The following is a 13,019-nucleotide window of genomic DNA, read 5'->3' on the forward strand; positions in this document are numbered from 1 at the left end:
GCGAGGCCAGCGTGACTGATTTCGACTACATCATTGTGGGGGCCGGTTCGGCAGGCTGCGTCCTGGCCCACCGGCTTTCCGAAGACCCCCGCGTCAACGTTCTTCTCATCGAGGCCGGCGGAAGAGACCGCGGCCCGATGATCCGGATACCGAAAGGCGTCGGCAAGATCCTGGGCGACCCGAAACTCACCTGGCATTTTCCGGTCCGGCCCATCGGCCCCTCCCAGATCGTCGAGCAATGGGTGCGGGGAAAAACCCTGGGCGGTTCGAGTTCGGTCAATGGAATGGTCTACAACAGGGGCAGTGCTCCCGACTACGACGCGTTGGCAGCGCTGGGAAACCCGGCCTGGGGCTGGGACCACATCCTTCCGGCGTTCCGCGCCATCGAGAACCACGAACTCGGCCCGGATCCGACGCGGGGAACCGGAGGGCCTCTTGAGATCTCGATCGATGCCCACCTACCCCGGATCTGCCACGACGTCATCGCGGCCGGCGAAAAGTTGGGTTGGTCGGCGACTGACGACGTCAACGGCAGCGACGCCGCACGGATCGGCCCCGCGCCCCGAACCATCAGGAACGGCCAGCGCGTCAGCGCTGCGCGCGCGTTCCTCCATCCGGTTGCTCACCGCCCGAACCTCACGATCGCGACCGACACCACCGTCAATCGAATTCTGTTCAAGGCAGACAAAGCGATCGGCGTGCAGGCGACCACTTCCAAGGGCGGCGCAGCCGTCTGCACCGCCGGTCGCGAAGTCCTTCTTTCCCTGGGCAGCATCTCGACACCGAGACTGCTTCAGCTGTCAGGCATCGGCGATCGTTCGCTGCTCCGCGGCTTGGGTATCGACACCCTCGCGGACAGTCCCAACGTCGGCCGCCGCATGCGAGAACATCGCTGTTTTGCCCTACAGTTCCGACTCGACCGGCCCGTCGGCTACAACCGACAGCTCAGCACGCCGCTTCGTCAAGCATTCACTGCCGCACGCTATTTGGCGACCCGCCGCGGTCCGCTCGCCGGGGCGGCCTTCGACGTCATCGGCTTCTTCAAGACGTCACCGGAACTTGAGCGGCCGGACGCCCAGATTCTGATGGCGCCCTTCTCACTGGCGCCATACGAGCAGGGCAAAGAAGCGACCGTCGAACGCGACCCGGGAATTCAGGCGATCGGATACCTCCTTCGCCCCGACAGCGAAGGCTCGGTGGCCATCACCTCGTCCGATCCGGAAGCACCCCTGGACATCGACCCCGGTTTTCTCATCACCACGCACGACCGCGAGAACGGCGCAGCTCTTTTCCGCACCATGCGCCGGCTGTTCAGCCAGTCCCCCGTCGCCGACCACCTTGTCGCCGAAACCCGCCCCGGCGCCGACGTTTCCAGCGACCAGGCGATCATCGATTCCGCGCTCACACAGGGCTACTGCGGTTACCACGCCATCGGAACGTGCGCGATGGGACCGGAAGACGACGACGTGGTGGATTCCGCACTCCGCGTGCGCGGAGTCCGCAATCTCCGGATCATGGATTGCTCGGTGATGCCGACGATGGTCTCGGGAAATCTCAACGGACCCGTGATGGCGATGGCGTGGCGCGCATCCGACCTCATCCTCTCGGGCGGGTAGCCGCGCGAAGTCCTCTCGGGCGGCCAGCCTCGCGACCCAGCGGGCTCTCCCGGCGCGGTGGCGAAGTACCGAGTACGACAAATCGGGTGCCGTCCGGCCGGGGTCTCACTACCGTCGAGAGGATGACGGTGCCGGGCTCGCGCGTCGCGCGGCTCTGCGCCGCCGGAAGTCTCCTGCTCACCCTCGCTACCGCCCCGTCGTGCGGGCAGCCTGGGCATCCGACGGACCCACCACCACCGAATACGGGCACGCCGACTGCGACTGCGACTGCGACTGCGACGGAGGTTGATCCCGTAGCGGATTTCGCAGCCGTCTCCCAACTGATGCACGATGCGATCGCCGCACATCGGCTGCCGGGCGCGGTGGTCCAGATCGGGCACGCCGGAAAGATCGTCTTCCGTCAGGCGTTCGGCTCGCGCAAGCTCGCCGGCGAACCCGGACTGGACGGGTCGCCCGCCCCGGCCGAACCGATGACCGAGGACACGATCTTCGACCTGGCGTCGTTGAGCAAAAGCCTCGCGACCGCACCAGCGTTCCTGCAGCTGTACGAGCGGGGTCTGGTCCGGATCGACGAGCCGGTGCAGACCTACCTTCCCGAGTTCAACCCGGCGGGCGATCCACGCCGCGCCCAGGTGACGCTGCGCATGCTGCTCACCCACACGTCGGGGTTGGCGGGCGACCTGAGCCTGGACGGTCCGTGGGGGTTGGACAAGCCGGACAAAGCAGACGGCATTCGCCGTGCCCTCGCCGCGTGGGTGGTGTTCGATCCCGGCGAGATCTTCCACTACTCCGACATCAACTTCATCCTGGTCGGCGCGATCATCGAGAAGCTCACCGGCGAACAGTTGGACAGCTACGTGCGGGACCGTGTCTTCGCTCCGCTCGGTATGACCGACACCCGCTACCTTCCGGCGGCGAAAACTTGTGGACCACACGAGATCCGGGGGACGACCGTCGCGCTCGGTCACTATCCACCCTGGATCGGACAGTGTCCGGCCGGGATGTGGAGTACCGCACTCCTGCCGCGCATCGCCCCGACCGCGCGCGACGGAGACACCCCGGGCCTCAACCCCGACTACGGGCACCTCCTCCGCGGAACGGTGCACGACCCGACGGCGCGTCGGATGGGCGGAGTGACCGGCAGCGCCGGGGTGTTCTCGACGGTCGGCGACGTCGGCCGGTTCGCCCAGGCGCTGCTCGATGGCCTCGCCGGCCGGCCGAGCGCATTCCCGCTGACCCGCTCCACCCTGGAGATGATGACGACTCCGCAGCAGCCCGGGCACACCCCCGGACAACTCGAGGCGGCGAACGACGCCATCCGGACGGCCACCGAGAATGACCCCGACAGCACAGCCCGGAACTACCCGGCGGTTCCGGGACAAGATCTCCGCGGCTTCGGCTGGGACATCGATACGGCACATTCCCGGCCACGCGGCACGCTCTTCCCCGTCGGCAGCTTCGGCCACGCCGGCTTTACCGGCGTGACGCTGTGGATGGACCCGGGGTCGGACACCTACGTGGTGGTCCTGGCGAACGTGATCCATCAACCGGGCGGCCCGCCGATTGTGAACCTGAGCGGCGAGGTGGCCACTGCGACCGCGCAGGCCCTGGGCCTCTACCGGTAGCAGCCGGAGTCGAGTCGCCGAAATTGCGCTGACGGCTGTGGATGTTCGCTTCCCGCGGCCGTCACCGCAGTCTCGGCGTGCTCCGACTCGCTGACGCCTGAGTAAAGTCCAGTCCTGACCGGGGAGAATCTCCGTCGCAGGAGGAATACGTGAGCGAACACGAAGTTCGGATGATCGTCTTGTCAACCGACGATCTGGACGAATCAATCAAGTTCTACAGCGAAACCCTGGGCATGCCGCTGAAGTTTCGTGACGGGGCGCATTTCGCGGCCCTCGACGGCGGGTCCATCACTCTGGCGCTGGCGACCCCGGTGGACCACCCCATTCCGGGACAGGTCGTCGTCGGCATCAAGACCGACGACGTCGACGCCGCGGCGAAGGCCATCGAGGCCAGCGGTGGTGGCATCGTGAGGGCTCCGTACGACGACGCACACGAGCGCCGTGCTGTGGTCTACGACAACAAAGGCAACGGCCTGGTCTTCTACAAGCCGCTGGCGCGCTGACGTCCCGACCTGCGTGACCACTGAGAACTCGGCTCTCTGACGGAGGTAATCGGAGTCGCGAGTTCTGCCAGGCGGGTTGGCCTGCCGCACTCACCGCCGCGGATGCGCGACGATGTCGGGTCGGCCGTCTACCATTCCTCGGGCACACCACCCGGCCCTGACGGAGAGAACGAGCAGTGAGTTACAACGCCGCGGACATCACCGAACTCGATGATGTCCAGCACACGCGCCTGCGGCCGGCGGTGAACCTGGGCCTCGACGTGCTCAACACGGCGCTGCGCGAACTGGTGGACAACGCGGTCGAAGAGGTCGCCGATCCCAGCCACGGCGGATCCACCGTCACCATCACCCTGCACGCCGACGGATCGGTCAGCGTCGCCGACGACGGCCGCGGCCTGCCCGTCGACTCCGACCCGGTCACCGGGAAGAACGGGATCGTCAAGACCCTGGGCACCGCCCGGGCGGGCGGCAAGTTCTCCGCCCACACCGACGCTGCCAGCACCGGTGCCGGACTGAACGGAATCGGCGCCGCGGCAGCGGTGTTCATCTCCGCGCGCACCGACGTGACCGTGCGTCGGGCCGGAAAGACCTACCTGCAGAGCTTCGGCGGCGGCTACCCCGGGGTGTTCGACGACGCCGGGGGCCGGGGGTTCGACCCGAACGCCCCGTTCACCCGCGCCGACACGCAGAAACTGCGCGGTTCCGGCAACCGCAAGCCCGACGCGCACGGCACCACGGTCCGCATCCTGTTCGACGCGGCCGTCGTCCCCGATTCCACCATCGATGTCGGCGAGGTGCTGCTGCGGGCACACGCCGCCGCGCGGATGTCACCCGGCGTGCACCTGGTCGTCGTCGACGAAGGCTGGCCCGGTGAGGAGATTCCGCCGGCGTTGATCGAGCCGTTCAGCGGTCCGTGGGGCACGGATACCCTGCTGGACCTCATGTGCACCGCGGCAGGCACTCCGCTGCCCGGCGTGCGCGCGGTCGTGGAGGGCCGCGGCGAGTACACCACCGGCCGCGGCCCGACCCCGTTCCGCTGGTCGTTGACCGCGGGTCCGGCCGAACCGGCGACGGTGGCGGCGTTCTGCAACACCGTGCGCACCCCCGGCGGCGGATCGCACCTGACCGCCGCGGTGAAGGGGCTGTCCGAAGCCCTGGCCGACCGCGCTTCCCGCATCCGTGACCTGGGCCTGGCCAAAGGTGAGGACGGTCCGGAGCCACAGGATTTCGCCGCGGTCACCGCGCTGGCCGTCGACACCCGCGCCCCCGACGTGGCATGGGACTCCCAGGCCAAGACCGCAGTGTCCTCGCGGTCGCTGAACCTGGCCATGGCACCGGACGTGGCGCGCAGCGTCACCATCTGGGCGGCCAACCCGGCCAACAACGACGCCGTGTCGCTGTGGACCAAGCTGGCGCTCGAGGCCGCCCGGGCCCGGCGCAGCGCCGAGGGCGCCAAGGCCCGGTCCCGCGCGGCGTCGAAGGCCAAAGGCCTCGGAACGAACCTGTCCCTTCCGCCGAAGCTGCTGCCCAGCAGGGAAACCGGCCGCGGGTCCGGTGCCGAGCTGTTCCTGTGCGAGGGCGACTCGGCGCTCGGCACCATCAAAGCCGCGCGCGACGCCACCTTTCAGGCTGCCTTCCCGCTGAAAGGCAAGCCGCCCAACGTCTACGGGTTCGCCTTGAGCAAGGCCCGGGTCAAGGACGAGTTCGACTCGATCGAGCGCATCCTGGGCTGCGGGGTGCGTGACCACTGTGACCCGGAACTGTGCCGATACGACCGGATCCTGTTCGCCTCCGATGCCGACCCCGACGGCGGCAACATCAACTCCAGCCTGATCTCGATGTTCCTGGACTTCTACCGTCCCCTGGTCGAGGCCGGGATGGTGTACGTGACGCTGCCGCCCCTGTTCGTGGTCAAGAACGGTGACGAGCGGATCTACTGCCAGGACGAGTCCGAGCGTGACGCCGCGGTGGCCCAGCTGAAGGCGACCTCCAAGAAGCGGGTGGAGGTGCAGCGCAACAAGGGCCTCGGCGAGATGGATGCCGACGACTTCTGGACCACCGTGCTGGATCCGCAGCGGCGCACCGTGATTCGGGTTCATCCGGACGATGGTGAGAAGAAGCTGCATCACACGTTGTTCGGCGGACCGCCGGAGGGCCGACGCACGTGGATGGCCGACGTGGCCTCCCGCATCGACACCTCCGCGCTGGATCTGACTTGAGAGATCGTAGGTAGAAGACTGTGACCGCCACCCTGGACGTTCCCGAGCAGAACCCCGACCTGGTGCTGGACCAGAGCGCCGACGACTACTGGAACCAGTACCAGCTCACGTTCGCGCTCTACAGCGTCAGTGACCGCGCCATCCCGTCCGCGTTCGACGGGCTCAAGCCTGGTCAGCGACGACTGCTCTACCAGATGCACGACTCCAAACTGCTGCCCGGTAACAAGCCGCAGAAGTCCTCGAAGATCTGCTCCGCGGTCACCGGCAATCTGCACCCGCACGGCGGCGCGTCGATGTACGGGGCCGCGGCGCTGATGGCCGCCGAGTTCCAACGCGTGAAGGTCATTGACGGACAGGGCGCTTTCCCGCGCATCCAAGGTGACATTCCCGCGGCCGACCGCTACACCGAGATGCGGCTGTCCGCCCCGGGGGCGGCGCTGACCGCCGAACTCGACAATCATGCGGTGCCGATGGTCCCGACGTTCGACGGCGAGTGGACCGAGCCGACGTGGCTGCCGGCCAGGTGGCCGGTGCTGCTGTGCAACGGCGCGGTCGGCATCGCCGAGGGGTGGGCCACCAAGGTGCCCGCGCACAATCCCCGCGAGGTGATGGCGGCCTGCCGGGCGCTGCTGAAAACCCCGAACATGACCGACGACAGGTTGGTGAAACTCATCCCGGGTCCCGACTGGGGCTGCGGGGCCACCGTGGTCGGGGAGACCGGGCTGCGGGAGTACATCACCACGGGTCGCGGCCAGTTCACGGTGCGCGGCACGGTGTCCGTCGACGGGAAGAACTGCATCGTCACCGAGCTGCCGCCCGGTGTCGCGAGCAACACTGTCCAGGACAGGATCCGGGCGCTGGTCGAGTCCGGGGAACTGTCCGGTGTGGCGGACATGTCGGACCTGACCGACCGCCGCAACGGGCTGCGCATCGTGGTCACCGCCAAACGCGGCCACAGCGCCGAGCAGATCCGCGAGCAACTGCTGGCCCTGACACCGCTGGAGTCGACGTTCGCCGCCAGCCTGGTGGCACTCGACGAAAACCGGGTACCGCGCTGGTGGTCGGTGCGGGAGCTGATCTCCGCATTCCTGCACCTGCGCGACTCGGTGGTGGTCCGGCGCAGCGAGTACCGACTGGAGAAGGTCACCGCGCGAAGGCATTTGGTGGCCGGTCTGATGACCATCCACCTGGACATCGACGCCGCCGTCGCGGTGATCCGCGGATCCGAGACCGTCGACGAGGCCCGGCAGGGGTTGCAGGAACGGTTCGGGATCGACGCCGAACAGGCCGATTACGTGCTGGCGCTGCAGCTGCGCCGGCTCACCAAGCTCGACGTGATCGAGTTGCAGGCCGAGGCTGAGAAGCTGGACGCCGAGTTCGCCGAGCTGACCGAACTGGTGGCCAACCCCGACGCGCGCCGGAAGGTGATCGACGAGGAGCTCGTGGAGACCGCGAAGCTGTTCAAAGGCCCCGAGTTCGACCGGCGCACGGTGCTGGACTTCGACGCCACCCCGGTGTCAGCCGGCGCCGACGAGGACGGGCCGCGCGAGCGCAAGGTCAACGCCGCCTGGCGTCTCGACGACCGGGGGGTGTTCTCCGACAGCCACGGCGACCTGCTCACCTCGGGTCTGGGTTGGGCGGTGTGGACCGACGGGCGCGTGAAGTTCACCACCGGCAACGGGCTGCCGTTCAAGATCCGCGACATCCCGGTGGCCCCGGACATCACCGGGCTGCTGTGCTCCGGCGTGCTGGCGCCCGGCTACCACCTGGCGCTGGTGACGCGGCGCGGCAAGATTCTGCGTATCGACCCCGCCGCGGTGAATCCGCAGGGCGCGGCAGGCAACGGGGTGGCCGGGGTGAAGCTTGCGGCCGGTGACCCGGAGGACGCAGTCATCGCCGCATTGCCGGTGTCGTGTGCGAACGGCGAGGCCCTCCTGTCGATCTCCGAAAAGAGTTGGAAGGTCACCGAAGTCGCCGACATCCCGGTGAAGGGCCGTGGTGGCGTCGGCGTCGGGTTCCATCCGTTCGTCAAGGGTGAGGATGCCGTGTTGGCGGCGACGATCTCGGCGACCGGATACGTGCGCGGCAAGAAGGCGGTGCGCGCCGAGAATCGGGCGAAGGCGTCGATCAAGGGTTCCGGCGTTGACGTGACACCCGCCGGCTAGGCCGCGATCACGGTCCAGATGCGTCTTTCCCCAGACTCAGGAGGATTGCGACATGAATGATTTCACGGCCAACTCGGCCGTCAGCGCCGTTGCGGCGCCTCTGGAGATGACCCCGGTCCCGGACACCGAATCTGCCGGTGGACAGCCGCACACCGGGACCGCCGTCCTGGGTATGTTCGCCGGTCTGGAAGTCGGCGTCTGGGAGATGACCGAAGGCGTCATGGCCGACACGGAGGTCGACGAACTGTTCGTCGTCATATCCGGTTCGGCACGTGTCGATTTCGCCGACGGCACTTCGTCTTTGGAGCTGAGCGCCGGCGACGTGGTGCGACTGGCGGCGGGTACGCAAACGGTGTGGACAGTGCGGACCCCGTTGCGCAAGGTCTACCTCACCGCACACTAGCTCCCCCGCAGGTCGCGAGTCGTCGTCGCACGCGCCAGGATGAGCGCGGGCACCGCAGCGACAACGAAGAGTGATCCCGCCATCGCCACGTAGAGGTACACACCTGTCACCGTGCTGGCCGGGGCGCCGCCGGCGAAGACGCCCGGTATCTGCGTCCCCTTCAGCACCTCGGCCCCGACCACATTGACGATCACCGATCCGAGGGCCAGCACCACCGAGACCAGGCCGGCGATCGCGCCCTGGCGCTCAGGCACTTCGAGGCTGATGGCCAGGTTGTATCCGGAGGCCCCGATCGCGCCGGCGGCCATCCCGAGCAAGGCGCCGCACGCGACGGCCACCGGCAGCACGGATACACCGGCCAACATCGCGAAAGTGCCGACCGCCCCGACGGCGATGGCGACGAGCAGGGGCAGCGCCGGGCCGACCCGCCCGGCGAGCCACCCGGCGCACACCCCGCCGATGACGATGCCGAGATTGGGCGCGGCGAGTAGCACTGCCACCGCCTCACCATTGCCCAACCCGTATCCGAGCCCCAGGTCCGGTGGTACCTGGGCGATGATGCCGGTCAGTTGCAACACGCTCCGGAACGCTCCTGCGGCCAGGACCAGGGCCAGCAGAGTCAACAGGATCGGGCGCGTCAAGGCCCGGATGTCGATGACGGGTTGGTCGACGCGTAGCGCCAGCAACACCCAGCCGGCCAACGCCACACCGCCGGCCGCCAGCAGCAGGATCATTGTCCCGGACAACCATCCGAGGTCTCTGCCGAGGCTGATGTAGGCGAGCACCGCACCAAGGCCGCCGCCGAGCAGAAGCGCTCCGCCAATGTCGACCCGGCCGGTACTGCGAATCGGCGACTCCGGGATGAAGATCCGCACGCACGACGCGGCTCCGACGGCGAGCAGCGCCGCCGCCACGAAAACACCTCGGTAGCCGAACATGTCGATGACCGGCTTCATCAGGAACGGCTCGATGATTCCGACGAGCGACGAGCCGGACGTCACGACACCGACGATGGCCATCGCCAGCCGCGGGGAGCAGATCTGGCGCGCGAGGGCCACCGTGAGGAAGACCGCCGCGAACGCCGCGCCCTGCAGGAAACGGCCCACCAGGAAGATCCACAGGGTCGGGGCAACGAGACAGACCACGGCTCCCACGCCTGCGAGCAGCAGTGTGCCGGTGAGGATGCGGCGCTTGCCGAAGATGTCGGAGCTTTTCGCCAGCAGCGGCGACCAGATGGCGCCGGCCAGCATCGCACCTGCATTCAGCCAGCCGGCCTGGTCGGTGTCGAAGTGGTCCAGCAGCAGGGGAAGGACCATCAGGGGTGAACCGACGACCACGTCGGCCAGGACATTGGCAAGTGTCAGAACGGCCGCCCACAGGACGAGCCGCTTGCGCCCCAGCTGCTGCAGGGGGCCGGGGGCGGGCGTGTCCAGAGTCTTTGTCACGATGCATCTCCTGGTGCCGTGCGGCGCGCTTCGGGAATTCCCGAGACCGACGGCAGATCGTGCTGAGTCAGCGCCAGATCGACGGCGGCGGTCCGGAGCTCGGACTGCAGCAGGTGCAGGAGGCCGAGCCGATGTAGCCACGGCACTGCAGACAGTTTGACGTTGCGGCGCAACAGTTGTCCGATGGTGCGGGACAGCACGGTAGAGCTCGTGCGCAATGCCAGGTTCTGGTTCTTCTCCACGTAACCGCGCAGTCGGTGCTCGTACGCCGCGAAGGCCTGCTCCGGCTGTCGATGCCTTGCCAACTCACCGGCCAGCACGTACGCACCGGCGATCGCGATGCTGGTGCCCTGCCCCGATAGGAACGCCGGCGCGTAGCCGGCGTCGCCGACGAGTGCCACACGACCGGCACTCCAGCAATCCATGCGGACCTGGCTGACGGAATCGAAGTAGACGTCGTCGGCGTCCGGCAGGGTCTCGATGATGTCGTGGGTGCGCCAGTTGTCCTCGGCGAACGCCTCGCGCAGGGCGGCAAGGATCTGGTCGGCGTCGCGCAGGTTCACGGTGCCCGGCGCCCGGTGGACGAAGGTGAGGAACGCGCGGGCGGCGCCACCGTCGGCCGGGCGCTCGACCACGACCGTGCGCCCTGCATGCGAATAGAGGAACCCCGTTCCCGGGGCGAACATGTCGGTCGGCACATCCCAGACCGCGGCGTACGGGCCCAAGTGGCGGATGAAACTTTGTTCGGCGCCGAATGTCAGCCTGCGCACGGCGGAGTGGATACCGTCGGCGCCGATCACGACGTCGAAGGTCCGGGGTGCACCGCGGTCGAAGGCGACGTCGACACACCGGCCCGCCTGGGTCACCGCCGCGGTCGAGTCACCGAAGACGTAGGAGACCTGATCCGCCGTTGCCCGGTAAAGGATTTCGCTCAGCGCGCCCTTGGCAAGCTCCACGTCTGCGCTGCCGGCGCTGCTCAGCAGATTGCCGTAGTCCAGTGTGCACAGCCGGCGTCCGCCGGGCGTCAGCAGCACCACCGGTACGTGTCGGTAACGCTGCGCCGAGATCTGCTCGTAAAGGCCCATTCGGCGGACGACATCGATTGCGGTGCCGCGGATGTCGACCGGGTAGCCGCCGGTGCGCAGGCGGTCGGCGCGTTCGACGACGGTGACGTCCCAGCCGGCCTCTGCCAGCCAATAGGCCAGTACGGGGCCGGCGATGCTTGCACCGGAGATCAGGGCGGTGGGAATGGTGATCAGATCCTCCGATCGTGGAGCACGAACGTCGCCGCCGTGTGACTCAACGCTGGGCCGCCCCGGACGCGGGAGACACATCCGATTAGCAACACGCGCGTTGCTTAAGCCGACGGTAACCGCGCGCGATAAGCTACGCAAGTGTCCTCTACGAATTCGGAAGTGCAGCGGCGGCGCGGCGCCGCGCTGGAGTCCGCGATCCTGGACGCAGGTTGGGAGCAACTCATCGAGGCCGGCTATGAGCGATTCACCATCGACGCGGTGGCCTCGAGGTCGGGGTCGGCGCGTTCGGTGCTGTACCGGCGCTGGCCGTCCCGGTTGGACCTACTCAAGGCGGTGATCCGTCACCGCGGCGAGGTCGACATGATCCCGACGCCCGACACCGGGACCCTGCGCGGCGACGTGTTGGCGATCCTGACCGCCTTCAACGACCGGCGATCCCGGACCATCGGCCTGCTCGCCGCGCGACTCGGCGCCTACTTCGACGAGGCCGGCGGCTCACCGCACGAGCTTCGCTCCTTGTTCGTTCCGCAGGGGCCGAGTTCCATGGAGAAGATCGTCGAGCGTGCCGTCCTCCGCGGCGAACTCGCGGCCATGCCACCGGCCCGCGTCGTCTCGCTGCCGGCGGACCTCCTGCGACACGAACTGCTCATGACCATGACGGCGGTGTCACCGCAGACCATCCTCGGGATCGTTGATGACATATTTCTGCCGCTGGCAACGCATTTCGGCACCAACATCACCCGAGGCGAACCATCCGCGCCGCCCAGATCCGAGCCGTGAGCCGCTACTGGGCCGGAGCGCAGGTGCCGCCCGCCGCCCTCCAGACCGCGGCACCTTTTATGCGGTGACCCGCATCTGGGCGCCCGGGTGCGAACTGACCGTGACGACCACCGTGCCGCTGCCCGTCTGGAACGTGGTGTTGGCGTAGCCGATGAAGCCGTAATGCCCATCGATCGTGGAGACCGCGGCGATGTCACCGCCTCCGGAGGCTCCGGTGTCGAGGTTGGTCCACGTGGCAGCCACGGTGAGGGAGCAGGATCCGTCGTAGACGCCCGCGTCGTAGTGGATCGCCACCCGGACGCCGCCGTCGACCCGGTCGTAGGTCTGCACCGGCGCCACCTGGGCCTCGGCGCTGACGCTGCCCCCGCACGTCGGGGACGCCACCACCGGAACCGGTGGGAGCTGTACGAAGGTCTCGGCGTGCGCCGTCGGCACCCACAACCACGGCGCGGTCAGCGAGGCCGCGAGCGCGGTGACATTACGGAACCGACCCATGCACCTGTTATCGGCGCGGAGGACGGCGCCGTTAGCGCAGCGCCGGGGAGCAGAGGTCCACCCGCAGCGCCCAGTGTTCGTCGAGGATGTGGCGCAGCGCGGCGTCCATCGGACGCGCGGTGGCCAGGTCGCGGCCGAACCGGTTGTCGACGACGACCACCGCGTCCTCACGCAGCTCGGCCCTCTCGACCTGGTCGACGAACGGATCGAACAGCGACGGCGGCGTGGCCAGGTAGTACAGCGACCGGCGCGGGTTGTTCAACTCGGCGGCATAGATCAACCCCTGCTGGGTGATGACGAACAGCTCCGTGGCGAACCGCGCGCCGCCCACCTCGGTGTGGCCCCACACCAACGCTGCGCGCCGGCTCTGCTCCAGCGGATCCTGAACGGCGTCTGTCAGCCTGAACATTCTCTCGACCGGTCCCCCGCCCCGTGGCGGATACGCGTCCATCGCGGGTCGGAAGTACCGCTGAAAGACCTCACCGAAGAAGTCGTACAGTTGCGCGACCATC

General features: G+C 68.1%; 11 protein-coding genes. 7 read left to right on the forward strand and 4 right to left on the reverse strand.

Annotated elements, in window-relative coordinates; genetic code table 11:
• Positions 1-11: 11 nt before the first annotated feature.
• From BN976_RS30390 to BN976_RS30415, 6 genes are all read left to right on the forward strand, one after another.
• A complete protein-coding gene (locus tag BN976_RS30390) occupies positions 12-1,616 on the forward strand; it encodes a GMC family oxidoreductase (protein ID WP_036377141.1) in 1,605 nt (534 codons plus the stop codon).
• A 122-nt stretch (positions 1,617-1,738) separates the two neighbouring features.
• Positions 1,739-3,241, forward strand: a complete 1,503-nt coding sequence (locus BN976_RS30395; RefSeq protein ID WP_036377144.1) for a serine hydrolase domain-containing protein — start codon at positions 1,739-1,741, stop codon at positions 3,239-3,241.
• A 149-nt stretch (positions 3,242-3,390) separates the two neighbouring features.
• Positions 3,391-3,744, forward strand: a complete 354-nt coding sequence (locus BN976_RS30400; RefSeq protein WP_036377147.1) for a VOC family protein — start codon at positions 3,391-3,393, stop codon at positions 3,742-3,744.
• A gap of 176 nt (positions 3,745-3,920) precedes the next feature.
• Positions 3,921-5,963: a toprim domain-containing protein gene (locus BN976_RS30405; protein WP_036377150.1), complete on the forward strand. Its 2,043-nt coding sequence runs from the start codon at positions 3,921-3,923 to the stop codon at positions 5,961-5,963.
• A 20-nt stretch (positions 5,964-5,983) separates the two neighbouring features.
• Positions 5,984-8,128 (forward strand): DNA gyrase subunit A, encoded by a 2,145-nt coding sequence (locus tag BN976_RS30410; RefSeq protein ID WP_036377153.1) that lies wholly within the window; start codon positions 5,984-5,986, stop codon positions 8,126-8,128.
• 52 nt (positions 8,129-8,180) lie between these two features.
• A complete protein-coding gene (locus BN976_RS30415; RefSeq protein WP_011783015.1) occupies positions 8,181-8,531 on the forward strand; it encodes a cupin domain-containing protein in 351 nt (116 codons plus the stop codon).
• On the opposite strand, the gene BN976_RS30420 is transcribed toward BN976_RS30415, so the two are convergent.
• Together BN976_RS30420 and BN976_RS30425 are read right to left on the reverse strand one after the other, a co-directional pair.
• A complete protein-coding gene (locus BN976_RS30420) occupies positions 8,528-9,976 on the reverse strand; it encodes an MFS transporter (RefSeq protein WP_109489693.1) in 1,449 nt (482 codons plus the stop codon). The two genes, BN976_RS30415 and BN976_RS30420, sit on opposite strands and share 4 nt — an antisense overlap.
• Complete coding sequence (locus tag BN976_RS30425; RefSeq protein WP_109489694.1) at positions 9,973-11,310, reverse strand: FAD-dependent monooxygenase; 1,338 nt, start codon at positions 11,308-11,310, stop codon at positions 9,973-9,975. The genes BN976_RS30420 and BN976_RS30425 overlap by 4 nt, the downstream gene beginning before the upstream one ends.
• Positions 11,311-11,370: 60 nt before the next feature.
• Here BN976_RS30425 and BN976_RS30430 point away from each other — a divergent pair, with 60 nt between their 5' ends.
• Complete coding sequence (locus tag BN976_RS30430; RefSeq protein ID WP_235622185.1) at positions 11,371-12,012, forward strand: TetR/AcrR family transcriptional regulator; 642 nt, start codon at positions 11,371-11,373, stop codon at positions 12,010-12,012.
• Between the two features lie 57 nt (positions 12,013-12,069).
• On the opposite strand, the gene BN976_RS30435 is transcribed toward BN976_RS30430, so the two are convergent.
• Together BN976_RS30435 and BN976_RS30440 are read right to left on the reverse strand one after the other, a co-directional pair.
• A complete protein-coding gene (locus BN976_RS30435; RefSeq protein ID WP_036377160.1) occupies positions 12,070-12,507 on the reverse strand; it encodes a hypothetical protein in 438 nt (145 codons plus the stop codon).
• Between the two features lie 31 nt (positions 12,508-12,538).
• Positions 12,539-13,018, reverse strand: a complete 480-nt coding sequence (locus tag BN976_RS30440; RefSeq protein WP_036377163.1) for a glucose-6-phosphate dehydrogenase — start codon at positions 13,016-13,018, stop codon at positions 12,539-12,541.
• Position 13,019 lies beyond the last annotated feature (1 nt).

It is taken from the genome of Mycolicibacterium austroafricanum, assembly GCF_000612725.1.
GTDB classification, from domain to species: Bacteria; Actinomycetota; Actinomycetes; order Mycobacteriales; family Mycobacteriaceae; genus Mycobacterium; species Mycobacterium austroafricanum.